Origin of the sequence: Leisingera coralii (genome assembly GCF_049056525.1) — a bacterium.
Classification (GTDB): domain Bacteria; phylum Pseudomonadota; class Alphaproteobacteria; order Rhodobacterales; family Rhodobacteraceae; genus Leisingera; species Leisingera coralii.
This window is the reverse complement of the sequence record NZ_JBHUPT010000063.1, coordinates 65,938-89,893: the sequence shown is the minus strand read 5'-3', so window position 1 is coordinate 89,893 and position 23,956 is coordinate 65,938. Positions and strand designations below refer to the sequence as shown.

Genomic DNA, 23,956 nt, shown 5'->3' with positions numbered 1-23,956 from the left:
TTTTCCGCATTGTCTGTCTCCTCGTGTGGAGAACAGGCTAACTTCAAATCGCGGACTTTTCAGGGGAGCACGTCACCGCAAGCCGGATAATCCGCGCCGCAAGGCAGCCAAAATACCTAACGGCCTAGCTGCCTGCAGAAGTCTGCAACTTTAAGAGAGGCCGTCGCCATTTCTGGCCATGCTGTGGCGGCGCAAGCGGCAACCGGTCAGGCCGCTTGATCCGGGTGAGCAGCGGCAAAGGCAGGATGTGCGGCGCAGGCCGTCTCCACCGCGCAGATCCGCGGCAGGTCCGAGAAATCCGCCTCCCAGCGGCGGGCATTGTAGAGCTGCGGCATCAGGCAGATGTCCGCCAGCCCCGGTACGCCGCCGGTGCAAAACGGGGCCTGATCGAAACCGGCGAGCAGGGCCTCGAACGCTTGCAGGCCGGGGCGGATGAAATGCTGCATCCAGGCCTTGGGCATGTCCGGCGCGCCGCCGCTGAGGGCGGTGGCATGTTTGGCCACTTGCAGGTTGCAGACCGGATGCACGTCGACCGCCACGGAATGCGCAAGCGCCCGCGCCAGGGCGCGCTGCCCGGGGTCCTGGGGCAGCAGGCCGAGCGCCCGGGTTTCGTCCAGGTAATCGAGGATCGCCAGCGACTGGGTCAGGCGCAGCCCGTCGATTTCCAGCACTGGCACGAATCCCTGCGGGTTGCGGGCCAGATGTTCCGGGCTCTTGTGTTCGCCCTTGACCAGATCGACCCGGACAGCGGTGTAGCTGATACCCGCGAGATTCAGCGCAATGCGCAGCCGGTAGCTGGCCGAAGAGCGCCAATAATCATAAAGAACCGTGCCGCCCATCGGCGTCCTCCCCGTAATGAGAAGGCAGCCCGCGGGGCTGCCTTTGGCTGTTCCAGCGGGCTCAGCCCTTGTTCAGTTCCTTGGCGTGCAGCCACTCCGCGTGTTTGGGAGCCTTCTTGGTCTTTGACCATTCTTCCAGCATCTCCCATTTCACCGCGTCCAGCTTTTGCAGCAGCGCCTCTTCCTCCGGATCGGGGCAGGCGAGCTCCACCCGGTGGCCGTTGGGGTCGAAGAAGTAGATCGAATGGAAGATCGAGTGGTCGGTGACACCCAGCACCTCGACGCCATTGGCCTCCAGATGCTCCTTGAACTGGATCAGGGTGTCGCGGTCCTTTACCTTGAAGGCGATGTGCTGCACCCAGACAGGCGTGTTGCGGTCGCGGTCCATCTTCGGCTTGGTCGGCAGCTCGAAGAAGGCCAGAACGTTGCCGTTACCCGCGTCCATGAAGATATGCATGTAGGGGTCCGGCTCATGCGTCGACGGCACGTGGTCCTCGGCAATCGCCAGGACAAAGTCCATCTTCAGCATCTTGTTGTACCACTCCACCGTTTCCTTGGCGTCCTTGCAGCGGTAGGCGACGTGGTGGATCTGTTCGATTTTCAAGCGGAGTCCTCCCCGGTTTTCAGCGCGGCCGCGGCCAGCGCCTGTTTCAGGATCGCGCGTTTTCCAATGTGGTTGGCGAGCACCAGCACCAGGCGGGCATTCAGCGCATCGCTTTCGTCCTTGCTGAGACCTTCATGCGCGGCCAGGAGGTCGGCATAGAAATCGTCAGCGCGCTCGGTGTTGGCGGTCAGGATCAGTTGATCGGTCTCTGTCATGATGATCACTCCTTGCCGATGGCCCGGCGGATCGCGTGCCGGAACTGGGTTTCGTCAAAGCTGGGGCGGCGGGCGGCCACATGCTGGTCCGGGCGGATCAGGTAGACACCGCTTTCAAGCTTGCCCAGGTAGCGCTCCTGCAGCGCCAGCGTCTTGTCATCCTTGATCGACAGCGCCAGCCGGGTGACCTCGATGCCTTCCTCCTCGATCACATCGGGGGCGTCGGCGTCGATGGTCAGCAGCACGAACTTGCCGCCCAGCTTGTCCAGCAGGAAGCCGTCGCCCAGCGGGGCGTCGGGGCAGGAGGAGCCGGGGCGGGCGCGCTCCGGCCCGTCCAAGGCATCCGCCGAGTTCAGCGGCGAGCCGTCATAGGTGCAGGGCACCGACAGGCGGCCGGAGTTCACCAGGGGACGTGCGAATTCATACTGTTCCGACAGGTCCAGAACCGCGTCGCGCAGCACCCGGCTGATCTCCGATTTCGGGGTTATGAAATCGGTGGAGCGGGACGAGTTCAGGATGTTTTCATCGGCGCCGTGGATGCGTTCCACGTCATAGCTGTCGAGCAGGCTTTCCGGCGCCTTGCCGTCCATCACCAGCTTCAGCTTCCAGCACAGGTTATCGGTGTCCTGCAGGCCGGAGTTGGCACCGCGGGCGCCGAAGGGGGAGACCTGGTGCGCGGCGTCGCCGGCAAAGATCACCCGGCCGTGGCGGAATTGTTCCATCCGGCGGCATTGGAAGGTGTAGATCGACACCCACTCCAGCTCGAATTTCACATCTTCGCCCAGCATAGCCTGAAGCCGCGGGATCACGTTCTCGGGGCGTTTCTCTCGCTCCTTGTCGATATCCCAGCCCAGCTGCAGGTCGATGCGCCAAACGCCATCGGGCTGTTTGTGCAAGAGCGCCGACTGACCCTTGTTGAAGGGCGGGTCGAACCAGAACCAGCGCTCGGTCGGGAAGTCCGCCTCCATGATCACATCGGCAATCAGGAAGTTGTCCTCGAACACCCGGCCGACGAAATCCAGGCCCAGCATCTGCCGGGTGGGAGAGCCCGCGCCGTCGCACGCGATCAGCCAGTCGGCTTCCAGGTTGTAGGCGCCTTCGGGGGTGTCGATCTCCAGCACCACATGGCTGGGATGGGTGCCGATGGCGGAAACCTTGTTGCGGCCGCGGATTTCGATCGATGCGCCCTGCTCCTGCAGCTCGCGGACCCGGTTCACCAGGTATTCCTCGAAATAATACTGCTGCAGATTGATAAAGGCAGGGCGTTTGTGGCCCTCTTCCGGCAGCAGGTTGAACTCATAGACCTGGCGGTCGTCAAAGAATACCTTGCCGGTGTTCCACTGCACGCCCTTGTCCACCATCGGCTGGCCGCAGCCCAGCCGGTCGAGGATTTCCAGCGGCCGCTTGGCAAAGCAGATCGCACGGGAACCGAAGCTCACCTTGTCGTTGTCGTCCAGCACCACCACTTCGGTCCCTTGCTGCGCCAGGTCGATAGCGGCAGCCAGGCCGACGGGCCCCGCCCCGATCACCACCACCTTGCGGCGCACGGGCGAAGAGGCGTCTTGATCCGCATGGCGCGCATAGGGGTACAAAGGGACTTCAAAGATCTTGTTCATCAGGTCTCCTCCCAAATTTCCGGGTGCCGTCAGGCACAGCTCAACCCTTTCCCGGCAGAGGGCCGCCGGGAGCATGGTCTAGCGTCTCACAGGTTCTGACGGGGCGACACGATCTGGATCAAACCGCCCCGGTTGCAAATTTCGCCCGGGGCTCAGCCCTGCAGGGCCTCCCACATTTCCAGATCGCGCTGCGCGGTCCAGATACGCGGGGTGTCGATGCCGCGGGCCTCGTCATAGGCGCGGGCGACGTTGAAGGGCAGGCAATGCTCATAGATCGCGTAGTCTGCAAACTTCGGATCGCATTCGGCGCGCACCGCGTCCCAGGCTTCCTTCAGGGTGCCGTTGCGGGCAGCCACCTTGGCCGCCGGGCGGTAGGTGCTTTCGACGAAATCGCGGGTGTTTTCGATGGCGGCGTTGACCATTTCCTTGCCGACCAGCGCATCGCCGCGGCCCGGGGCAATGGCGTCGACGTCGAACGCCTTGATGTTGTCGAGGGTGCTGCCCCAGTCGCCGAAATGGCCATCGCCGCAATAGCAGGCGGAGTGGTATTCGACGATGTCGCCGGTGAACATCACGTTCTGGTCCGGCACATGGATCACGATGTCGCCCGCGGTGTGGGCGCGGCCCAGGTGCATCAGGTCGACCCGGCGGTTGCCGAGGTAAACGGTCATGTCGTCGGAGAAGGTGGTGGTCGGGTAGGTCAGGCCGGGAATGCTTTCATGGCCTTCGAACAGCCGCGGGAAGCGCTGGAATTCGCTGTCCCAGTCCTCCTGGCCGCGTTCCACCACCATGGCGCGGGCGGTGTCGCCCATGATGATCTGCTGCGCGCCAAAGGCAGAGGCGCCCAGAACGCGGACGGCGTGGTAGTGGGTCAGCACCACATGGGTGATCGGCTTGTCGGTCACCGAGCGGACGCATTCGATCACTTTGTTCGCCAGCCGCGGCGTCGCCTGCGCCTCGACGATCATCACGCTGTCGTCGCCGATGATCACGCCGGAGTTCGGATCGCCCTCGGCGGTGAAGGCGTATAGGCCTTCGCCCACTTCGGTGAAGGAGATTTTCTTTTCGCTCATGTCCCCTTGGGACGCGAATGCCTTGGCCATGTGTCTGTCCTTTCAACGGTGCGCCAGAGGCAGCTTCGGGAGCCTCCGGCGGGGGTATTTGGGGCAAGAGGAAAAGCGGTGCTTACCTCTTGAACGGGTCGTCAAGCGCAGGCAGCACGGTGCCGGTGCAATCGCCGAAGCCGATGGTGTAGCCATCGCCCCTGGCCGCGCCTTTCAGGGTCAGCGTGTCGCCATCGGCGATGAAGGAGCGTTCCTCGCCGGTGTCCAGCGTCAGCGGCTCCTTGCCGCCCCAGCTGAGTTCCAGCAGCGAGCCGCGGCTTTCCTTGGTGGGGCCAGAGATGGTGCCGGACCCCAAGAGGTCGCCTGCGTTCATCGGGCAGCCCGAGGTGGTGTGGTGGGCCAGCTGCTGCGCGGCGGAGTAGTACATCTCCTTGTAGTTGGTCCGCGCGATGGTTGTGGCTTCTTTACCTTCCGGAGCCAGGGTCACTTCGAGGTCGATGTCATAGAGCATCGGACCGCAGTCCTTCAGGTGGTCCAGCAGTTCCACTTCGCGCTCCGGCGTGTCGCAGCGGAACGGCTCCAGCGCCGGCTTGGTCACGATCCAGGGGGAGATCGTGTTTGCAGTGGCCTTGGCCTGGAACGGACCAAGCGGCTGGTATTCCCAAGCCTGGATGTCACGCGCCGACCAGTCGTTCAGCAGCACGTAGCCAAAGATGTGGTCATCGGCTTCCTGTACGGTGATCGGTCCATCAGACGGGGTGCCTACGATGGCGCCCATCTCCAGCTCGATATCAAAGCGCGCGCAGGGCGCCCACCGCGGCTTGTCGTCATTCGGGCCTTTCAGCTGGCCCCAGGGGCGGCGCACGTCGGTGCCGGAGACCACTACAGAAGACGCGCGGCCGTTATAGCCGATCGGGATGTGCAGCCAGTTCGGCGGCAGCGCGTTTTCCGGGCCGCGGAACATGGTGCCGACGTTAAAGGCGTGGTTCTTGCCAGCATAGAAGTCGGTGTATTCGCTGACCGCAAAAGGCATGTGCAGCTCTGCATCCGCGGCCGGGACCAGCAGGGGCTCCACCTTGTCCTGCTCCGCTGCCCCTTCGGACAGCAGCGCGGTCAGGCGGTCGCGCAGCGCCGCCCAGACGGCCGGGCCTTCTTCCATCAGGTCGTTCCAATAGGGCACGTCGAACAGCGGCGCATCGCCGAGCTGGACCAGACCGGCCTCCTCGGCGGCCTGCATGTCCAGGATCATGTCGCCGATGGCAACGCCGCACCGCGGGTCATCACCGTCAACGGAGAACACGCCATAAGGCAGGTTGTTCAGCGGGAACGGGTGGGCCGCATCATTGGCCGAGGCCACCCAGGATCTCATCAAAGCCATTTCGTCTTCCTGTCATCAGCCGGTGCCGGCTTCATCTTTCCAAAAATACTCCGGGGGTGAATGGGCCTCCTGAGGCCCAGAGGGGGCAGCGCCCCCTACACCTTCACTTCAACCCGGGCGTGCCGTCAAACTTCTTCTCGATGTCGCTCCAGCAGTCGATGTAGTCATCCTGCAGCGGCGCCTCCTTGGCGGCAAAGGGCGTCAGATGCTGCGGGAAACGGGTCTCGAACATGAAGGACATGGTGTTGTCCAGCTTTTCGGGGCCGAGGTTGGAGTTCGACGCGCCCTCAAAGGCGTTTTTGTCCGGCCCGTGCGGCAGCATCATGTTGTGGAGGGACATGCCGCCCGGCACAAACCCTTGCGGCTTGGCGTCGTACTGACCGTAGATATTGCCCATCAGCTCCGACATGATGTTCTTGTGGTACCATGGCGGGCGGAAGGTGTTCTCGGCCACCATCCAGCGCTCGCGGAACAGCACGAAGTCGATATTCGCGGTGCCCGGCACGCCCGACGGCGCGGTCAGCACGGTGAAGATCGACGGATCCGGGTGGTCGAACAGGATGGCGCCGACCGGGCAATAGGTCCGCAGGTCGTATTTGAAGGGCGCGTAGTTGCCGTGCCAGGCGACCACATCCAGCGGCGAGTGGCCGATCTTGGTTTCGTGGAACTGGCCGCACCATTTGATGGTCACGGTCGAGGGTGTCTCGCGGTCCTCGAACGCCGCCACCGGCGCCTTGAAGTCGCGCGGGTTGGCCATGCAGTTGGCACCAATCGGGCCGCGGCCCGGCAGTTCGAATTTCTGGCCATAGTTCTCGCAGACGAAACCGCGGCAGGGGCCTTCGAGCACTTCCACCCGGTACACCAGCCCGCGCGGGATGATCGCGATCTCCTGCGGCGCCAGGTCGATGATGCCCAGCTCGGTTGCAAAGCGCAGGCGCCCTTCCTGCGGCACCACCAGCAGTTCGGAGTCGGCGGAGAAGAAGTAGCTGTCCACCATCGACTCGGTGACCAGGTAGATATGGCTGGCCATGCCGATCTGGGTGTTCACGTCGCCCGCGGTGGTCATGGTGCGCATGCCGGTGAGCCAGGTCAGCCCTTCATCTGAGTGCGGCACCGGGTCCCAGCGGTACTGGCCCAGCGAGATCACGTCCGGATCGACGCATGGCGCCGACTTCCAATGCGGCAGGTCGATTTTCTCATAGCGGTGCGAATGCTTCACCGAGGGGCGGATCCGGTAGGTCCAGGTCCGCTCCGGCGGGTCGGCGGTAAAGGCGGTTCCGCTCAGCTGTTCGCCATAGAGGCCATAGTTGCATTTTTGCGGGCTGTTCATGCCCTGCGGCAAGGCGCCGGGCAGCGCCTCGGTTTCAAAGTCGTTGGCAAAGCCGGGCATATAGCCCTCGTTCGGCCCCGCAATCGAGGGAGCCTGGATCATCTCATGGGGATCGGCTGGCCGATTCATCGCGCGTTTCTCCTCTTGCTGCTTGCGGGATATTAGTTGTTTTTGTAACTAACAAGGGAGAGAGGACGCAAATGACCGAAAAAGATGACTTCACTCTGCAGGATTTCCTGCCCTTTCTGCTGAACCGGGCGGCCGAGGAAAGCTCGCTGGGGTTTCAGCGGCACTACAAGGACCGCTATGGTATGCTGCGCACGGAATGGCGGGTGCTGTTCCACTTGGGCAACTACGGCCAGATGACGGCCAAGGAGATCGGTGAGCGGGCCAAGATCCACAAGACCAAGATCAGCCGCGCGGTGGCCAAGCTGGCCGAGAAACGGTTCGTGACCCGCACCCGGGATGAAAACGACCGCCGGGCCGAGCATCTGACGCTGACACCGGCGGGGCAGGCCGCCTACCGGGAGCTGCGGGAGGTGGCGCAGGAGTTCGATGCCAGGCTGTGCCGGCAGTTCACAACCGGCGAGGTTGCAATTTTGCGGTATATGCTGCGCAAATTAGCAGGCATCGAACCGTAGACATCGCCGGGTGCAATGCCCAGATAAGACAGCGGAATTGAAGGTGAACGCATGATACAGATTGATGTCAATTCAGGACCGCTGATTGCCTGGCTGATGGAACAGGGGCTGCATGGGGCCCAGCAGCAGGACCTGCTGCAGGGCTATTGCCAGCGGCTGACTGACGCGGGCGTGCCGCTGTGGCGTTTCCATGTAGCGCAGCGCGCCTTTCACCCGAAATTCGGCGGCATCGGTTTCAACTGGACCCGCGCGGACGGCTTGTCGCACCAGCATTACGAGTACCGCGAGTCCCCTCGTGAAGAGTGGCTGCGCAGCCCGTTCTTTCACATTCTGGATAAGGAGCTGGACGAGTTCCGCCAGAGGCTCGAAGACGGCGCGCCGGAGCAGTTCCCGCTGCTGCCGGAGCTGCGGGAACGCGGGGCGACAGACTATTTTGCCAAAGGCGTGCGGTTTTCCCCGCCCCAGGCAGGGCCGAACGATCCCATTCACCCGCAGGAAGGCATGCTGGTCTCCTGGGCGACGGACCGCCCGGGCGGCTTTTCCAGCCGCGAACTGGACCTGATCCGCACCACCTTGCCGCATCTGGGCCTGGCGCTGAAGTCCTCCTCCAACCGGCAGATGGCCAGCGACCTGTTGCAGGTCTACCTGGGCCGCGATGCCGGCCGCCGGGTGCTCTCGGGCGAGATCCAGCGCGGGTCCTCGCAGCAGATCGACGCGGTGATCTGCCTGTTCGACCTCAAGGGCTTCACCCAGCTGGCCGAGCGGCTGCCCGGCACCGAGCTGATCGAGATGCTGAACGGCTATTTCGGCCTGGCGGTGGAAACCATCCAGGCGCATGGCGGCAACATCCTCAAGTTCATGGGGGACGGGATGCTGACCATGTTCAACCTCGGCAGCATCGAGGAAGACGCCCACGCGGCGCTGGCCGCGGCCAATGAGCTGTGCGGCAAGGTTCGCGCGTATAACACCGAGCGCGAGGAACAGGAGCTGCCGACGGCGGGCTTCACCCTGGCGCTGCACGCGGGCACCATCCTCTATGGCAATATCGGGGCGGAGAACCGGCTCGATTTCACCGTGATCGGCCAAGCGGTGAACCAGGCCGCCCGGATCGCCGGGATGCACCGCTCGGTTGGCCAGAACATCATCATGTCCGAAGACGTGAAGCTGGCCGCCAGAGGCACCAATCATGACCTGGTGTCGCTGGGCCGCTACATGCTGCGCGGGGTGGCCGAGCCGATGGAGCTCTACACCATCTACCGCGGCAACTGCGGCTGCGACAGCTGAGTTGCCGCCGGGGCGGGGTCAGATGCTGACCTCGACCCCCGGCAGGTTCACTTCCTTCATCATGTCGCGCAGCTCCTGCCGGGCGGCGACATTGGAAATGTTCAGCTGCTTGACGCCAATGTCCTTGAGGTCCAGCAGCGTCAGGCCGCGCGGGAACAACTCGCGGAAGATCACCCGCTCGGAGAAGCCCGGTGCCACCCGGAAGCCGATCCGCTTGGACAGCATCTTGATGGCGCGCTCCATCTTTTCCTTGTTGACCATGCGCTGGGTGCCGACCCGGTTGCGGATCACGATCCAGTCGATCGGCTTGAGCCCCGCCTGCGCCCGCAGCTGGCGCGCGTTCCACACCATCTCGGAATAAACCGACGGCCCGGTGATGGTCTCACCCTTCTGGTCCACATGCGCCAGCAGGTCGAAATCGACAAAGCTGTCGTTCAGCGGCGTAATCAGCGTATCGGCCAGCGAATGCGCCACCTGGCTCAGGCGCGTGTGCGAGCCGGGGCAGTCGATCAGGATGAAATCATGGCCCGGCTCCAGCGCCGAGACCGCTGCCGACAGCCGGTGGTCATAGATGTTTTCGCCCGGCTGCAGGCTGGCCGGGTCGATTTCCGGCAGCTCGTGCATTTCCACCATCGGCAGGTCCAGCCCTGCCTTGATGCAGAAGTCCTTGCGGTTTTCCAGGTAGCGCCCCAAGGAGCGCTGCCGCAAGTCCAGGTCCAGCGCCGCCACCTTGTGGCCCAGCCGGGCCAGGGTGGTTGCAACATGCATGGAGACAGTCGATTTGCCCGCGCCGCCCTTCTCGTTGCCGACGACAATGATATGCGCCATGTACAGGTCCCTTCGCTCGTGCTTTGGTGCACGTCTTTAGCTTTGTGCCCCTGTATAGGCTCTGGTTCCGGCCAAGAAAAGCGGTGCGCGCAGGCTGGTGAATTTAGGGTTAGACCCCATTAAATCCGCAACACTGGTTCGGCGGAATCAACAGGCGCTAACCCCGGTTTTCACCTGTGTTTTGCAGGCCCGCCCGGCTTGCGCTTGGGGCGGGCATCGCCGCCTTTGCCCGGCTTGGTGGCCAGGCTAGCCGCAGCTCGCGCCTTGTTCTTCTTGCTGTTCGGCTTGCCCACCGGCGGCTTGGGGCCTTTGGCCTTGAACGGCTTGGCCGCAGGCGCGCCCGGTTTGGTCATCCGCTTGGAGGGATCTGATGCCCCTTTGGGCTTTGGTGTCACTGCCGGTTTCGGCTTGCTGGGGCGGGTGTCGCTGCGCGGCTCGCGGCGCTCCTCCCGGGCCGGTTTGTCCTTCCACTCCTTGCGCGGGGGACGGCTGTCTTCACCGGCCTCTGCCTTGCGGCGGTAGGGTTTCGGCGCGTCTTCCTTGCCGCGGTGCGGCTTGGGCTTGCGGTCGCCCTTGAAACCACCCTTCGGTCCGCCGGGGCCGCGGCGCGGGGCCGGGGCCAGTTCCGGCGCCTCGGCCAGCTGGGTCAGCACAGTGCCGGGCTCCAGTTCGGTCTTGCCGTCCAGCGCCTTCAGGAAGCCCTCAACCGCGGTCTCGCTGATTTCGGCAAAGGTCTCATTGTCCTGCACCCGGATGGCGCCGATGGCATCGCGGTCGATATTGCCGGCCTTGCACAGCATCGGCAGCACCTTGCGCGGATCGGCACCGGCCTCGCGGCCGCCGGACAGCGAGAACCAGACCGACGGGCCAAAGGGTTTGCGTTCCTTGCGCTCCTTGCGCGGTTCCGGCGTATCCGCCGGGCGCAGCTCTTCCGGCGCCGAGTGGCGGCTGCGGAACAGGCGCAGATAAGTGGCGGCGATCTGCTCGGCGGAGAAATTGTCCAGCAGGGTCTGCACGCCGGCCTGCTCGTGCTCCTCCACCGGCTGCTGCCAGACAGCGTCGGCCAGCATCCGCTCTTCATCCCGTGCCAGAACGTCGTCGGCAGAGGGCGCTTCGCAGTGCTCCGCCGTCAGCTTGGCCCATTTCAGCAGCCGCAGCGCCTTGGCACGTGCCTTGGGCGGGGCGATCAGCGCGCTGACGCCCTTGCGGCCCGCACGGCCGGTGCGGCCCGAGCGGTGCAGCAGGGTTTCGTGGTTCGAGGGCAGCTCCGCATGGACCACCAGCTCCAGCCCCGGCAGGTCGATGCCGCGCGCGGCCACATCAGTAGCCACGCAGACCCGGGCGCGCCCGTCGCGCATCGCCTGCAGCGCATGGCTGCGCTCGGTCTGGCTCAGCTCGCCCGACAGCGTCACCACCGGCAGGCCGCGGTTGGTCAGGCGTGCGGCCAGCCGGTTCACCGCTGCACGGGTGTTGGCAAAAACGATGGCGCTCGGCGCCTCATAGTAGCGCAGCACGTTGATGATGGCGTTTTCCGCATCCTGCTGCGCCACGCTCATCAGCCGGTATTCGATATCGGCGTGCTGCTTGGTCTCACCCGCGGTCTTGATCCGCAGCGCGTCGCGCTGGAAGGTCTCGGCCAGGCTGGCAATCGCCGGCGGCACGGTGGCGGAGAACAGCAGGGTGCGGCGCTCTTCCGGCGCTTCGCTCAGGATGAATTCCAGGTCTTCGCGGAAGCCGAGATCCAGCATCTCGTCCGCCTCGTCCAGCACCACGCCGCGCACATTGCTGAGGTCGATGGAGCCGCGCATGATGTGGTCGCGCAAACGGCCCGGGGTCGCCGCGACGATGTGGGCACCGCGCTCCAGCGCCCGGCGCTCGTCGCGCATGTCCATGCCGCCCACACAGGAGGCAATCCGCGCGCCTGCGTCACGGTACAGCCAGCCCAGCTCATGCTTTACCTGCAGCGCCAGCTCGCGGGTCGGGGCAATCACCAGCGCCAGCGGCGCGGCGGCCTCGCCGAACACCTCGTCCTCGCCCAGCAGGGTGGGGGCCAGCGCCAGGCCGAAGCCGACGGTCTTGCCCGATCCGGTCTGCGCAGAAACCAGCAGGTCGCGCCCTTCCAGGTCCGGCTGGGTTACGGCCTCCTGGACTTGGGTCAGGGTTTCATATCCGCGCTCTTGCAGGGCGTTTGCCAGGGCTTGTTTCACGAGAGGGGCTGTCTTTCCCGCAGGGCTGCATCCGGCCCAGCGTCAGGAGAAAAAAGAAAGAAGGCTGCCCGTCCGGGGCAGCCTTCGGGAGTTTTGAAAAATACGGCAGGCGGCTTAGAAGCCCAGGCCTTCGTATTTTTTCTTGAACTTCGACACGCGGCCGCCGGCGTCCAGCAGGCGCGAGGTGCCGCCGGTCCAGGCCGGGTGCACGGTCGGGTCGATGTCCAGTGCCAGCTGATCACCTTCGCGGCCCCAGGTGGAGCGCATCTTGATGATGGTGCCGTCGGTCATTTTGACGTCGATGAAGTGGTAATCGGGATGGGTGTCTTTTTTCATGATACCGCTCCTCAGGCTTTCTTGGGCTTGTAGTGCGCGTCTTCGGCGATACGGGCAGATTTGCCGCGGCGCGAGCGCAGGTAGTACAGCTTGGCGCGGCGGACACGGCCACGGCGCACCACTTCGATCGAGTCGATGTTGGTCGAGAACAGCGGGAACACACGCTCCACGCCTTCGCCGAACGAAATCTTGCGGACGGTGAACGAGCCGGCAATGCCCGAGCCGTTCTTGCGGCTGATGCAAACGCCTTCGTACATCTGCACGCGCGAACGCGAGCCTTCGGTCACCTTGTAGCCGACGCGGATGGTGTCACCGGCTTTGAAATCGGGGATCTCTTTCCCCAGGGCGGCGATCTGTTCCGCCTCCAGCTGTGCGATCAGGTCCATCGCAACTCTCCTAAATCTGCCTGCGGTTCATGCCGCAGAGGTTTGTGCCGTCATGAGAGCTCCTGGTCTTCACCGGGTCCCGCCAATTGGCAGCCCGCCAGAGATCACGCCGTCTGTTCCTTGCTGCTGGCGGCAGGGCCCTGAGCGAAAACCGAAGAAGATTTCCAGGTGAGTGATCCAACAGCCAGCGGCCCGGAGCCGCAAATGCGAATCCAGACCGGCGCTGTATACGTCCGCAGCCCCAGCAAAACAAGTGCCCGGCTGCGCTGCGGCAAGAGTTTTCACAAAACTCTTGCCAAATCTTTTCTCAAAAGATTTGGGGCGCGCGCCCCATGGGGTTCAGGCCGTCAGGCGGTCTGGTCGTCCAGAGCCGCGTCCGGGGCGTTTTTCTTGACCGACTCGATGCCATTGTCGCGGCCGGAGGCGCTGGCATAGCTCTGCGAGGTGCCGATCACCTGGCCGTTGGTGGCCTTCAGGTTGAACATGTGCTTGCCCGCGGCAGTTTCCTTGCGCTCATAGCGCGCATCGTCGCTTGCGTTCTTGCGCACCGACTCGATGCCGTTCTCGGCGCTGGCCTTCTGCTTGTAACCTTCGCTGGCCAGGATGTTCTCGCCGTTGCCTGCTTTCAGCCGGAACCGGAATTCACCTGCGTTGTCGGTGTAGAGTTCAAATTTTGCAGCCACCCTGTTCACTCCTAATTCTTCATGAATATGAGGGGACTAAAGCATGGCTTGGGGCGTCCGGCAACGGTCGGGCGCAGCTGGCGCCATCCGGGCAGCACAGCCGGGCGGCCGTTCAGCCCCGGTTTTGCGTCTTGCGGCAATAGGCGTCCCACAGATCGGGGCGGCGGGCTTTGGTGATCTCTTCGCTCATTTCATGCCGCCATTCGGCAATCTTGCCGTGGTGGCCGGACATCAGCACTTCGGGAATTTCCCGGCCTTTCCATTCCGCAGGGCGGGTGTATTGCGGGTGCTCCAGCAGGCCGGAGGAGAAGCTTTCCTCCTCGGTGGAGGCCTGGTTGCCCAGCACCCCGGGGAGCAGCCGCACGGTAGCGTCGATCAGCGCCTGCGCGGCCAGCTCGCCGCCTGTCATGACAAAGTCGCCTAGGGAAACCTCCTGGATGCCGTAATGCTCCAGCACCCGTTCATCGACGCCTTCGAAGCGGCCGCACAGCAGGGTGATGCCGTCGCATTGGGCAAAGCCCTGCATCATCTGCTGGTTCATCGGCCGGCCGCGCGGGGTCAAGTAGACCAGCGGCCAGTTGCCCCGGGTATCCGCCATTGTGTGCTCGATGGCCTCGCCCAGGACGTCGGCGCGCAGCACCATGCCCGCGCCGCCGCCCGCGGGCGTGTCGTCGACATTGCGGTGCTTGCCGACACCAAATTCGCGCAGGTCCACAGTTTCCAGCTGCCACAGGCCTTCCTGCAGCGCCTTGCCGGTCAGGCTTTCTCCCAGCACACCGGGAAAGGCCGACGGGAACAGCGTTATGATCTTGGCTTTCCACACCCCCGCCAGATCCGGTGTCGGCGTCATCAGCTCGCGCGGCTTCAGCGTGGGGCGGATGGCCTTGCGGCCATGAGATTTGCTTGGTGCTGTCATAATGGTGCTGTTTAGTGCAGTCAGAATTACGCGCAATAAAAAGCTTTGGTGTTTCGATGAATTCAGAAAAGCCGCCTGCAGCGGCCGGGTACGATCCGTTTGCTGCGATGGACGCGGTGCAGGCCCGCACGCAGGCGCTTTGGCCCAGGGCAGCCGCGGCGGCCGGCCTTCAGGAAACCGGGGCCGTCTTTCGCAGAATGCAGCTGAACAGCGGCGTTCTGCATCGCCGCTGCGTCTTGGAGGTGAGGACCGCCGACGGCCAGAGCTATGCCCTGCGGGCCGAATTTGGAGGAACTGATCCGCTTCGGCACACAAGGTCTCTGGACCGGCACCAGGCTGCCGCCGATAGCTTGATGCCAGTATCTGGCGTATCTGCACCTGCACTCCTGTGGCGCGACGCGCAAAACCCCTTTGTCCTGATGGAATTTGTCCGCGGTGATACAGCGCACCGTGAATTGGCAGTCACGGATTACGGGATCGGTGACCGGGGCAGCATTCTGCGGCGCATCGGACATGCGGTGGCCGCATTGCACAGGGTTTCCGGCGCTGGGGAAAGGCAGTTTTGGCCAAAGCCGTTTCTGACCCAGGTTTCAAGCCAGGCTCAAGCGGTGCGCGACGGACGGCTGCCGGTGCCCAAACACAACAGGTTCCTGGGGCTTTGTGCGTACCTGCACCGGGCGGGGCGGCGTGCGCGGGGCCATTCCTTTCACGCGGCGGTCGAGCATGGCGACTTGCATCTGCGCAATATCCTCATGTCCGAAACCGCTGTCTCCTTTATCGACTTTTCAAACCATGACGGCATATTCCCGCAGCGCGACCTTGCCAATATCTGGCTGGCCAACTGCCCTGACCATCTGGCCGCGGACGGCCAGACACCCGGGTTCGGGCTGGTTGCGCAAGCCGATTGGGAAGCGTTTCAGGACGGGTACGGGGCGGATCTGGTGAATGATCCGGTATTCCGTTTCTTCTATGCCCACCGCCTGTTCAAATGCTGGGTGGGGTTGTGCCACAAACCGCCGGAGCAGCAGCTGAAAAGCGCGCATGTTGCGGCCAGGATTGTTCAGGTTTTCGAGGCGCTTCTGGCTGAGGAAGCCGGCTGAGAAGCGGCCTCAGAACAGCCCCTCGGGCGGGTCGGCAATGATGCGGCCCTGGTTCAGGTCCACGGTCGGCACCGCCTCCAGGGTGAAGGGCAGCAGCACCGTGGCCTTCAGGCCCGGGCCGTGGATCTCCAGCAGGTCCGAGGCGCCGTGGTTCTGCACCGATTTCACCGTGCCCAGCAGGGTGCCGCCGGTGTCAAAGACCTCCAGCCCGATCAGATCGGCGTGGTAGAATTCGTCATCCGGCAGCTGCGGCAGCTGATCGCGGCGGGCAAACAGGCGCAGCCCCTTGATCGCGTCGGCGTCTTCCTTGGTTTCAACCCCGCCGATCCGCGCGGCAAAGCCGTTCTTGATCGGGCGGGTGATCATCAGGGAATAGCTCTGGCTGCCGTCCTCATTGCTGAGCGGAGAGTAGTCTTCGATCTCTTCCGGGATGGCGCAGAAGCTCTTGAGCCGCACCTCGCCGCGCACGCCGAAGGCGCCGGCCACCGCACCCACGCAGATCAGTTCGCTCATGGTCTTATTCCTTTGCACAGAACCCTGCGCGCAGCCATTGGCCGCCGGATTGTTCGCAGAGCTCGCTTTGGTGGTTGCGTTCAAAAAAGATGCCCGCGGTAAAGGCTACTGCAACAAAAAACACAAGCCGGATCAACCGTCCCACGGGCGGCCTCAGCGGGTTTCCAGCGGCAGATCCGCCATCCGGCTTTCCCAGCCCTGCTCCTCCAGCTCCGGCGTGTCCGAGAGCCGTTCCGGGTAGCCGATGCAGAAATAGCCGATCAGCTGCCAGCCTTCTGGCGCGTTCAGGTCGCGGTTCAACTGCTCCGGGTCGAGCACCGAGACCCAGCCCAGACCCAGCCCTTCGGCGCGCAGGGCCAGCCAGAACAGGGTGATGGCGGTGACCACCGAATAGCGGCGCATTTCCGGCATGGTGGCGGCGCCCAGGCCGTGGCCCTGGGTGGTTTCGTCGTCGCAATAGATGGCCAGCTGCACCGGCGCATCGCGCATGCCGGAGAGCTTCAGCCCGGCATAGCGTCCGGCGCGCTCGCCGGAATATCCCGACAGCGCCTCTGCATTGGCTTTCTCGAAATTCTTCAGCGCAGCGGCGCGGGCGGTTTCGCTGTCCACGCGCAGGATGCGCCAGGGTTCGCTCAGGCCCACCGAGGGGGCGAGCGGAATGGCGGAGAGGCAGCGCATCAGCACGGCCTCCTCCACCGGATCGCTGCGGAACCGGCGCACATCGCGCCGGAGCCGCATCAGCAGATCAAGCTGGCTGCGGAACTCTTCGGGAAAAGCGCCCCGCAGCTCCACGGAATTATTCCGCGTCTGCAGCTGCTTCGGCGGCTTCAGCGGCCTTTGCAGCTTTCTCTTCGGCGCGTTCCTGGGCTTTCTTGCCCGGGGTGCCTTTTTTCGGGTTGCTGCGCTCGGCCTTGGTGCGGACGCCTGCGGCTTCCAGCATGCGGGCGATACGGTCGGTCGGCTGGGCGCCCTGGTCGAGCCAGTACTGCACGCGCTCCATGTCCATTTTCACGCGCTCTTCCGAATCCTTCGGCAGCAGCGGGTTGTAGGTGCCCAGCTTCTCGATGAAGCGGCCGTCGCGCGGCATGCGGCTGTCAGCAGCCACGATGCGGTAGAAGGGACGCTTTTTAGAGCCGCCGCGGGCCAGACGGATTTTCATTGCCATGGGTACATCTCCTTTGATGGCGTTGTCCGGGGTTTGCCCCGGTTGTTCCTGTTGTCTTTGTTATTCTTGGTGTTTCTTATGGTGGCGGATGACTTCCCCGATGATGAAGTTCAGGAAAGCCTTGGCGAATTCAGGGTCCAGATCGGCCTGTTGCGCCAGGTCTTCAAGCCGTGCGATCTGCGCCGCTTCGCGGGTGGGATCGGACGGGGGAAGGTCGTGTTCGGCCTTGAGCCGGCCCACCGCCTGGGTGTGCTTGAAGCGCTCGCCCAGGGTATAGACAAGGATCGCGTCCAGGCGGTCGATGCTTTCGCGGTGGCCCTTCAGCAGCTGGGCTGCGCGGGCAACGGGATCTTGGATATCTGTCGTCATCAGGGTCTCCGCAATGCAGCAGGCCGGGGTGTCATCAAGGGGGTGCCGCGGGTGCAGCGGGCGTGCACCAGCTGTGCACCGCCGCAGTGCAGCGACATGGTATCCGCGCGCTGGTCAGTCAATGGCCCAGCCCTCCGGTTTGAAGAGCGGGTCGGCATAGTGAGCGATTTCCATGTCGATGCCATGCGCGGTCTGGCTGTCCTTAAGGGCGTCCGGGGCGGGGTGGCGGTAGACCGCATCATTGCCGTCGATGGTGGCGGCCTCGTGGTCCTTCTTGGCGCCGAGCCGTTCCGCGAGCCGGATCGAGTCGAGATTCTTGGGGTCGATATAGCTGACCGCAGTCTCCCAGCCCAGATTTGAATAAAAATGCCGGCGTGCGGCGTGCGCAGCCTCCAGCGCATAGCCCTTGCCGGCCGCGCCGGGCCAGATGATCCAGGCGATCTCGCGCTCGGGCCAGCCTGCGGGCTGCCAGCCGCCGGCCATGCCGTAGGTTTCGTCCGTGGCCTTGTCGTGGATCATCCACATGCCGAAGCCGCGCACCTGCCAGTGGCCGATCTCGGCGGCATAGAGCATCCAGGCCTCGTAAGGGTTCAGCGGCCCGCCCATGAAGCGGGAGCGGTAGGAACTGAAAGTGGCCTTGAAGTCCGGGTAGTCCTGCGGCTCGGGGCCGCGCAGCACCAGGCGGCGGGTTTCGATCACGGGGATGTCAAACGGCATCAGCGCGCTCCTTCCACGGGAAGGGCGCGGCCGGGCCGGGATATGACCCCGTGCAGGCGCATCAGTGCAGCAGGCCCCTTGCAGCAGCCTGCGGGCCGGAAACCGGGGCGGGCGGCATGTGGCGCCAGGCGCGGAGGTTGGGCGCGGGCTGCAGGCGGAAGGAAATCAGCTTTTCCGGGCTGGCGCCGACGCGGCGGGCCAGTGCGATGGAGGCGTCGTTTTCCTCCGGCACGTAGGAGACGATCGTGTCCCAGCCAGCCTCGGAGAACAGCCAGTCAAGCACGGCCTGAGCGGCTTCGCTGGCATAACCCTTGCCGCGGGCCGGTTCCATCAGGTGCCAGGACAGCTCCGGCTCCGGCCAGCCCTTGGGGAACCAGGGGCCGACGAGGCCGACGGTCATCCCGGTGTTGCGCTCGACCACGGCAAACAGGCCGTAGCCGTGCAGGTGCCAGTGCCCGATGATGGTCGCAATCGACCACCACAGCGAATCCGGATCCTCCGCCGCATCGATGAAGCGCGGCGCGCCCGCCTCGAGGAAGGCGGCATTGGCGTCAAACTCCGGATCGGCCGGAGAAATCAGCATCAGACGATTTGATACGAGGCGAGGATACCGGTTTTGCGCGTCTTTCATGTCATACCCCTTTGCCCGGGCGGCGGACCGCCCGGCGTCTTTTTCACCCATCCGGTGAAGGAGTATCGGAGAGACTGCGTAATTTTCCGTTAAACCGGGTGCGGCGCAAGCGGCGGCGGCCCGGGACGCGGTGAACTGATGGGAGGTCATGCGTAGGCCTCCATCCCGCCGTCGCAGGGCGCAGCCGGAGCGGGGTGGCGGTAGACCAGCTCGCGCCCGTGCTTGGGGTTGTCGAAGTCTTTTTCGAACACCGCGCCCAGCCGTTCGGCCAGCGCCACCGAGCGGGTATTGCCCGGAAAGATGAAGGAGCAGAGCGCGGGCAGGCCCATGACCTCATAGGCATGGGTGCGGACGGCCAGGGCAGCCTCGGCCATGATGCCGCGGCCTTCGCCCGCCGGGAAGGCGACCCAGCCCAGTTCCGGCTCCGGCCAGCCTTCGGGCTGCCAGAGGCCGGTGATGCCCAGGACCGCGCCGGTGTCTTTGCAGGTGATGGTCCAGAAACCGAAACCGCGCATTGCCCAATGGCCCACCGACATGGTGAACCAGCGCCAGGCTTCCGCGCGGTCCAGCGGGCCGCCAAACCCCCAGGAGCGTGCTTCGTCTGCGAAGAACGCTGCCACCGGCCCGAAGTCCGCCGCCTCCGGTCCGCGCAGGACCAGGCGTTCGGTTTCGAGCTGAGGGATGGCGGGGAACTGCATGGATTACTTCTTCTTGCCGAAGCCGCTGAGGCCCGCGGGCAGGCCCATGCCGCCGCCGAGGCCGGGCAGGCCGCCTTTGCCGCCCATTGCCTTGGCCGCCGCTTCCAGCGCCTTGGGGTCCATCTGGCTGGGATCCATGCCGCCCATGTCCGGCATGCCGCCTTTGCCGAACATGCCCTTCATGGCCTGTTTCAGCATCTTGCCTTTGCCCATCTTGCCCATCTTCTTCATCACATCGGCCATCTGCCGGTGCATCTTCAGAAGTTTGTTGAGGTCGGAGACTTCCATGCCAGAACCGGCCGCGATGCGTTTCTTGCGGCTGGCCTGCAGCAGAGCGGGGTTGGCGCGCTCTTTCTTGGTCATCGACTGGATCATGGCGATCTGGCGCTTCAGCACCTTGTCGTCCATGCCCGCGTCCTGCACCTGCTTGGCCATTTTGCCCATGCCGGGCATCATCGCCATCATGCCTTCCATGCCGCCCATCTGGAGCATCTGTTCAAGCTGCATCTTCAGGTCGTTCATGTTGAACTGACCCTTCATCATGCGCTTCATCATCTTCTCGGCCTGTTCGGCCTCGATGGTTTCCTGGGCCTTCTCGACCAGCGCCACGATGTCGCCCATGCCGAGGATGCGGCCGGCGATGCGGTCCGCCTCGAAGGTCTCCAGGGCGTCCATCTTCTCGCCGAGGCCGACAAAGCGGATCGGCTTGCCGGTGACGGCGCGCATCGACAGCGCCGCACCGCCGCGGCCGTCGCCGTCCATCCGGGTCAGCACCACGCCGGAGATGCCGATCTTGGCGTCGAATTCCTCGGCTACCTCAACGGCGACTTGGCCGGTCAGGCCGTCGACCACCAGCAGGGTCTCGCGCGGGGAGACCACGTTGCGGACGTCCTCGACCTCCTGCATCAGGGTCTCGTCGATGTGCAGGCGGCCGGCAGTATCCAGCATGTAGACGTCGTAGCCGCCCAAGGTCGCCTGCTGCTTGGCGCGCTTGGCGATGTCGACGGGTTTCTGGCCGGGCACGATCGGCAGGGTGTCGACGCCGATCTGCATGCCGAGCACCGCCAGCTGGTCCATCGCCGCCGGACGGTAGACGTCGAGCGAGGCCATCAGGACCTTCTTGCCCTCTTTCTCCTTGAGCCGCTTGGCGAGCTTGCCGGTGGTGGTGGTCTTGCCGGAGCCCTGCAGGCCGACCATCAGGACGGGCGCGGGCGGGTTGTCGACCTTGAGCTTGCCGGGGTCTTCGTCGCCGCGCAGCACATCGACCAGCGCGTCGTGCACGATTTTCACGACCTGCTGGCCCGGGGTCACCGATTTGGTGACCGCCTGGCCGGTGGCCTGCTCCTGCACCTTCTTGACGAAATCGCGGGCAACCGGCAGCGAGACGTCGGCCTCCAGCAGGGCGACGCGGACTTCGCGCAGGGCGGATTTCACGTCCTCCTCGTTGAGGGCGCCCTGTTTCGTCAGCCGGTCAAAGACGCCGGAAAGGCGTTCGGATAGATTTTCAAACATGCCTGCGGCCTCCTGATGCCGGTTTCAACTGTGGCGCCCCCGTATGTAGGGGACAAGCGGTCCATGCGCAAATGCCCGCCGGTCCTGGTGTCTGTCCTGGGGGCAAACCAAACGAGTTTGCCCCCACGGGCGTAACACGCTGGTGGGGGGCGATCCCTGGCACGGGCAGGGACCGGAAGACTCAGATCTCCCGGATGTTTGGGCAGGCGTTACGCGGAATGGCCGCCGGAGTCAACCTTTGCGGCCTCTGAGGCGGGCAGCCAGGCATTGATTGCCTCCGCCAGCCGCTGCGGGCCGCGGCCATTGGTGTAGGCCTCGATCACCGGGTGGCGGCCGGCGCTCATGCCGCCGTCCAGCACCAGGACCGGGCGGTAGAGCGTGCGGGTGCGGCCCTCGCTGCGGCTGGTGGTGCTTTCCACCTCGGCGTGGGACAGGTCGGCGAGGCGGTGCTCCACCTGGCTGTAGCCGAACACCGACTGGCGCCGGATCAGGATGCTGCCGCCGGAGCGGTCGAGGATCACCTGCACCCGGCGCACGAAGAGGCAGAAGGCGGCAAACCCCATGCCGCCGCCCAGGGCGGCAAAGCCCAGTCCGAACCAGAGGTTTTCACCGCCGGTGCTGGCAGCGCCGAGGCCGGCGCCCACGAAAGCCAGGATGAACAGGGCAAGCGCAATGCCGATGAACCACGGCGTGTCTGCCAGGATCAGCTGGCCGGGCGTGTTGCGGGTGATTTTCATGGCATCAGCTTACCCTCCGGAAAGCCGCGGTTCAGGGGAAACTGGCGGCCTGGCCGTCACATATGAGCGGCAAGCAGCGCAGCTGCGCGCTCTGCGTGCTTGACTCGGAGGGGGTGGCTTGGCCAACATCGGGAGGTTGGCCCGCTGCCGCACTCACAGGCGGGGCCTGCCCGGAGGGGCATCGAGGCAGATCTTCAGCACAGGCATGATGCGCGAACCTTAGCGTCCGCGGCCGTTGACGGGCAGCCGCATCAGCTATGGGAGGATCTGAGAACATGCGCGTTTTCACTATTCTGGGACCGTCGCAGTCCGGCAAATCAACGCTGGCCACGGCGCTGGCCAATCTGGACAGCGCCGCCGGCAAACGGCAGGAGGCTGCAGGCGTCGCCGCGTTGCAGCCTTTTTCATTTATGGGCGAGGACTGGGCCGCGATCGACATCGCGGGCGGGGCCGACAATCTGGCGCAGGCGGGCCCGGCGCTGGCCGCCAGCGACGCTGCCGTCATCTGCGTGCCGGCTGACGCCGGCGCTGCGGTGCTGAGCGCGCCGTACCTGCGCAAGGTGGAAGAGGCGGGGATCCCCGCCTTTATTTTTGTCAACCGCATGGACCAGGCAACGGACCGGGTGGCGGAAATCGTGGCCGCGCTGCAGGCCTATTGCAGCCACAACATCATCCTGCGGCAGGTGCCGATCCGCGAGGATGGACAGGTTGTGGGTGCTGTGGATCTGATTTCGGAACGTGCCTGGCAGTATCAGGAGGGCAAGCCCTCGGCGCTGATCGAATTGCCGGTGGCGATGTATGCGCGCGAGCAGGAGGCGCGCACCGAGCTCTTGGAGGCGCTGGCGGATTTTGACGACACGCTGCTGGAGGAGCTGATCGAGGATCAGAAGGTGATGCCGGAGGAGGTCTATGACGTGGCCACCAAGGTGCTGCAGCATAACGACCTGATCCCGGCGCTGATGGGCTCGGCCGAGCACAAGAACGGCATCCTGCGGCTGATGAAGTCGCTGCGCCATGAAGCGCCGGATGTGGGCGTGGCGCTGGAGCGGCTGTCGCAGAATGGCAAGGTGGTTGCGGTCGGCTGCATGGCGGATCTGGTCAAGCATCTGGGCAAGACGGTGATGATGCGTGCACTGGACGGCAGTGTCGGCAACGGCGTGCCGGTGGGCGGCGCAACGCTGGGGTCGCTGACCGGTGTCGGCTCGGCGGCCGTCACCCGCCTGACGCCCGGGGATATGGGGCAGGCGGTGAAGTCGGACCATCTGAACCTGGGCTATGCCTATGGCCCGGACGGGACGGCGCCGCTGCCGGACTGGGCGCAGCCGCGGCCCTCGACCTTCCGGCGGGTGATCACCCCGGTGCATGAGAAGGACGACGCGCGGCTGTCGGGCGCGCTGGAGCGGCTGGCGGAGATCGACCCGGCGCTGGTGGTGGGGCAGGAGGAGGCCAGCGGCCATGTGCTGCTGAACCTGCAGGGGCCGCTGCACATGCGCCGTATCAAGCAGGCCTTGAAGGACGAGTTCGGGGTCGAAGTGGAGGAAGGGCCGGTGCCGCCGGCGCTGCGCGAGACCATCAAGAAATCCGTGCAGGTGCATCACCGCCACCGCAAGCAGTCCGGCGGCGCAGGCCAGTTTGCCGACGTGGTGATCGAGGTGAAACCGCTGCCGCGGGGCAGCGGGTTCGTGTTCGAGGAAACGGTCAAGGGCGGAGCGGTGCCGAAGAACTATATCCCCTCGGTCGAGGCCGGCGCGCGCGAGGCGCTGGCGCAGGGCCTGAACGGCCACCCGGTGGTGGATGTCTGCGTGACGCTGAAGGATGGCAAACATCACTCGGTGGACAGTTCCGACTATGCCTTCCGCACCGCGGGCAAGAATGCGGTCAAGGAGGCGCTGGCGGAGGCTGGCGCGGTGCTGCTGCAGCCGATCATGCGGGTGCATATCCATGTGCCGTCGGTGTTCACCGGCGGGCTGGTGCCGGTGGTGAGCGGGATGAAGGGCCAGATCCTGGGCTTTGAGGCCGAGGATGGCGTCGCGGGCTGGGATGTGTTCGAGACGCTCTTGCCGATGTCGGCGCAGGATGAGCTGTGCAACACGCTGGCCAGCGCCACCCGCGGAACCGGATGGTTCAGCACCGATTTCGACCACTACGAAGAAGCACGCCGGGCGGATTTCGCCGAGGCGTGAACCG

26 protein-coding genes are annotated in these 23,956 nt (G+C 64.7%); 4 read left to right on the top strand and 22 right to left on the bottom strand.

All coding sequences use genetic code 11. The annotated features are described in order from the left end of the window. Positions 1 to 206: 206 nt before the first annotated feature. The 7 genes from maiA to hmgA all read right to left on the bottom strand — a co-directional run bounded on the left by maiA (position 207) and on the right by hmgA (position 7,175). Positions 207 to 839 carry a maleylacetoacetate isomerase gene (gene maiA, locus ACFMBG_RS19450; protein WP_421056331.1) on the bottom strand — a complete coding sequence of 211 codons (633 nt, stop codon included), beginning with the start codon at positions 837 to 839 and terminating at the stop codon, positions 207 to 209. Positions 840 to 900: 61 nt separating this feature from the next. After that, positions 901 to 1,443 (bottom strand): VOC family protein, encoded by a 543-nt coding sequence (locus ACFMBG_RS19445; RefSeq protein WP_421056330.1) that lies wholly within the window; start codon positions 1,441 to 1,443, stop codon positions 901 to 903. Beyond that, positions 1,440 to 1,658, bottom strand: coding sequence for a DUF2783 domain-containing protein (locus ACFMBG_RS19440; RefSeq protein ID WP_174147940.1), 219 nt, complete (start codon positions 1,656 to 1,658; stop codon positions 1,440 to 1,442). Before ACFMBG_RS19440 ends, ACFMBG_RS19445 begins: the two co-directional genes overlap by 4 nt. Positions 1,659 to 1,663: 5 nt before the next feature. Next, entirely contained in the window at positions 1,664 to 3,274 is a 1,611-nt protein-coding gene (locus tag ACFMBG_RS19435; protein ID WP_421056329.1) for an FAD-dependent oxidoreductase, read from the bottom strand. Positions 3,275 to 3,426: 152 nt separating this feature from the next. Then, complete coding sequence (locus ACFMBG_RS19430; protein ID WP_421056328.1) at positions 3,427 to 4,377, bottom strand: MBL fold metallo-hydrolase; 951 nt, start codon at positions 4,375 to 4,377, stop codon at positions 3,427 to 3,429. Between the two features lie 82 nt (positions 4,378 to 4,459). Continuing rightward, complete coding sequence (gene fahA / locus ACFMBG_RS19425) at positions 4,460 to 5,716, bottom strand: fumarylacetoacetase (RefSeq protein ID WP_421056327.1); 1,257 nt, start codon at positions 5,714 to 5,716, stop codon at positions 4,460 to 4,462. Positions 5,717 to 5,819: 103 nt separating this feature from the next. After that, on the bottom strand, positions 5,820 to 7,175 hold the full coding sequence (gene hmgA, locus ACFMBG_RS19420) for a homogentisate 1,2-dioxygenase (protein WP_421056326.1): 1,356 nt from the start codon (positions 7,173 to 7,175) through the stop codon (positions 5,820 to 5,822). Positions 7,176 to 7,246: 71 nt separating this feature from the next. Here hmgA and ACFMBG_RS19415 point away from each other — a divergent pair, with 71 nt between their 5' ends. Beyond that, positions 7,247 to 7,687, top strand: coding sequence for a MarR family winged helix-turn-helix transcriptional regulator (locus ACFMBG_RS19415; protein ID WP_421056325.1), 441 nt, complete (start codon positions 7,247 to 7,249; stop codon positions 7,685 to 7,687). Positions 7,688 to 7,738: 51 nt separating this feature from the next. Then, positions 7,739 to 8,971, top strand: a complete 1,233-nt coding sequence (locus ACFMBG_RS19410) for an adenylate/guanylate cyclase domain-containing protein (RefSeq protein WP_421056324.1) — start codon at positions 7,739 to 7,741, stop codon at positions 8,969 to 8,971. Between the two features lie 18 nt (positions 8,972 to 8,989). Here ACFMBG_RS19410 and ACFMBG_RS19405 read toward each other — a convergent pair whose 3' ends face one another. The 6 genes from ACFMBG_RS19405 to trmD all read right to left on the bottom strand — a co-directional run bounded on the left by ACFMBG_RS19405 (position 8,990) and on the right by trmD (position 14,327). After that, entirely contained in the window at positions 8,990 to 9,799 is an 810-nt protein-coding gene (locus ACFMBG_RS19405; protein ID WP_421056323.1) for a division plane positioning ATPase MipZ, read from the bottom strand. Positions 9,800 to 9,969: 170 nt separating this feature from the next. Further along, positions 9,970 to 12,006, bottom strand: coding sequence for a DEAD/DEAH box helicase (locus ACFMBG_RS19400; protein WP_421056322.1), 2,037 nt, complete (start codon positions 12,004 to 12,006; stop codon positions 9,970 to 9,972). 114 nt (positions 12,007 to 12,120) lie between these two features. Beyond that, positions 12,121 to 12,342 (bottom strand): 50S ribosomal protein L31, encoded by a 222-nt coding sequence (gene rpmE / locus ACFMBG_RS19395; RefSeq protein ID WP_421056321.1) that lies wholly within the window; start codon positions 12,340 to 12,342, stop codon positions 12,121 to 12,123. Positions 12,343 to 12,353: 11 nt separating this feature from the next. After that, on the bottom strand, positions 12,354 to 12,728 hold the full coding sequence (gene rplS, locus ACFMBG_RS19390) for a 50S ribosomal protein L19 (protein ID WP_421056320.1): 375 nt from the start codon (positions 12,726 to 12,728) through the stop codon (positions 12,354 to 12,356). Between the two features lie 347 nt (positions 12,729 to 13,075). Continuing rightward, positions 13,076 to 13,411, bottom strand: coding sequence for a YegP family protein (locus tag ACFMBG_RS19385; RefSeq protein ID WP_421056319.1), 336 nt, complete (start codon positions 13,409 to 13,411; stop codon positions 13,076 to 13,078). A 112-nt stretch (positions 13,412 to 13,523) separates the two neighbouring features. After that, on the bottom strand, positions 13,524 to 14,327 hold the full coding sequence (gene trmD / locus ACFMBG_RS19380; protein WP_421056318.1) for a tRNA (guanosine(37)-N1)-methyltransferase TrmD: 804 nt from the start codon (positions 14,325 to 14,327) through the stop codon (positions 13,524 to 13,526). Between the two features lie 56 nt (positions 14,328 to 14,383). Between trmD and ACFMBG_RS19375 the strand changes: the two genes are divergently transcribed. Then, a complete protein-coding gene (locus ACFMBG_RS19375; RefSeq protein ID WP_421056317.1) occupies positions 14,384 to 15,427 on the top strand; it encodes a phosphotransferase in 1,044 nt (347 codons plus the stop codon). 9 nt (positions 15,428 to 15,436) lie between these two features. Here ACFMBG_RS19375 and rimM read toward each other — a convergent pair whose 3' ends face one another. The 9 genes from rimM to ACFMBG_RS19330 form a co-directional block, all read right to left on the bottom strand. After that, positions 15,437 to 15,940: a ribosome maturation factor RimM gene (gene rimM / locus ACFMBG_RS19370; protein WP_421056316.1), complete on the bottom strand. Its 504-nt coding sequence runs from the start codon at positions 15,938 to 15,940 to the stop codon at positions 15,437 to 15,439. Between the two features lie 153 nt (positions 15,941 to 16,093). Further along, the gene (bluB, locus tag ACFMBG_RS19365; protein ID WP_421056315.1) at positions 16,094 to 16,732 is read right to left on the bottom strand and encodes a 5,6-dimethylbenzimidazole synthase; all 639 of its coding nucleotides are present in this window, start codon (positions 16,730 to 16,732) and stop codon (positions 16,094 to 16,096) included. 4 nt (positions 16,733 to 16,736) lie between these two features. Then, entirely contained in the window at positions 16,737 to 17,105 is a 369-nt protein-coding gene (gene rpsP / locus ACFMBG_RS19360) for a 30S ribosomal protein S16 (RefSeq protein ID WP_421056314.1), read from the bottom strand. A gap of 60 nt (positions 17,106 to 17,165) precedes the next feature. Further along, complete coding sequence (locus tag ACFMBG_RS19355) at positions 17,166 to 17,474, bottom strand: chorismate mutase (protein WP_027235628.1); 309 nt, start codon at positions 17,472 to 17,474, stop codon at positions 17,166 to 17,168. 114 nt (positions 17,475 to 17,588) lie between these two features. Beyond that, positions 17,589 to 18,191 (bottom strand): GNAT family N-acetyltransferase, encoded by a 603-nt coding sequence (locus ACFMBG_RS19350; protein ID WP_421056313.1) that lies wholly within the window; start codon positions 18,189 to 18,191, stop codon positions 17,589 to 17,591. Positions 18,192 to 18,252: 61 nt separating this feature from the next. Beyond that, the gene (locus tag ACFMBG_RS19345) at positions 18,253 to 18,774 is read right to left on the bottom strand and encodes a GNAT family N-acetyltransferase (RefSeq protein ID WP_421056312.1); all 522 of its coding nucleotides are present in this window, start codon (positions 18,772 to 18,774) and stop codon (positions 18,253 to 18,255) included. Positions 18,775 to 18,968: 194 nt separating this feature from the next. Continuing rightward, the gene (locus tag ACFMBG_RS19340) at positions 18,969 to 19,520 is read right to left on the bottom strand and encodes a GNAT family N-acetyltransferase (RefSeq protein WP_421056311.1); all 552 of its coding nucleotides are present in this window, start codon (positions 19,518 to 19,520) and stop codon (positions 18,969 to 18,971) included. Positions 19,521 to 19,523: 3 nt separating this feature from the next. Next, positions 19,524 to 21,032: a signal recognition particle protein gene (ffh, locus tag ACFMBG_RS19335; RefSeq protein WP_421056310.1), complete on the bottom strand. Its 1,509-nt coding sequence runs from the start codon at positions 21,030 to 21,032 to the stop codon at positions 19,524 to 19,526. Between the two features lie 209 nt (positions 21,033 to 21,241). Next, entirely contained in the window at positions 21,242 to 21,769 is a 528-nt protein-coding gene (locus ACFMBG_RS19330) for a hypothetical protein (protein ID WP_421056309.1), read from the bottom strand. Positions 21,770 to 22,044: 275 nt separating this feature from the next. Between ACFMBG_RS19330 and ACFMBG_RS19325 the strand changes: the two genes are divergently transcribed. Then, complete coding sequence (locus ACFMBG_RS19325; protein WP_421056308.1) at positions 22,045 to 23,952, top strand: elongation factor G; 1,908 nt, start codon at positions 22,045 to 22,047, stop codon at positions 23,950 to 23,952. Positions 23,953 to 23,956: the final 4 nt, after the last annotated feature.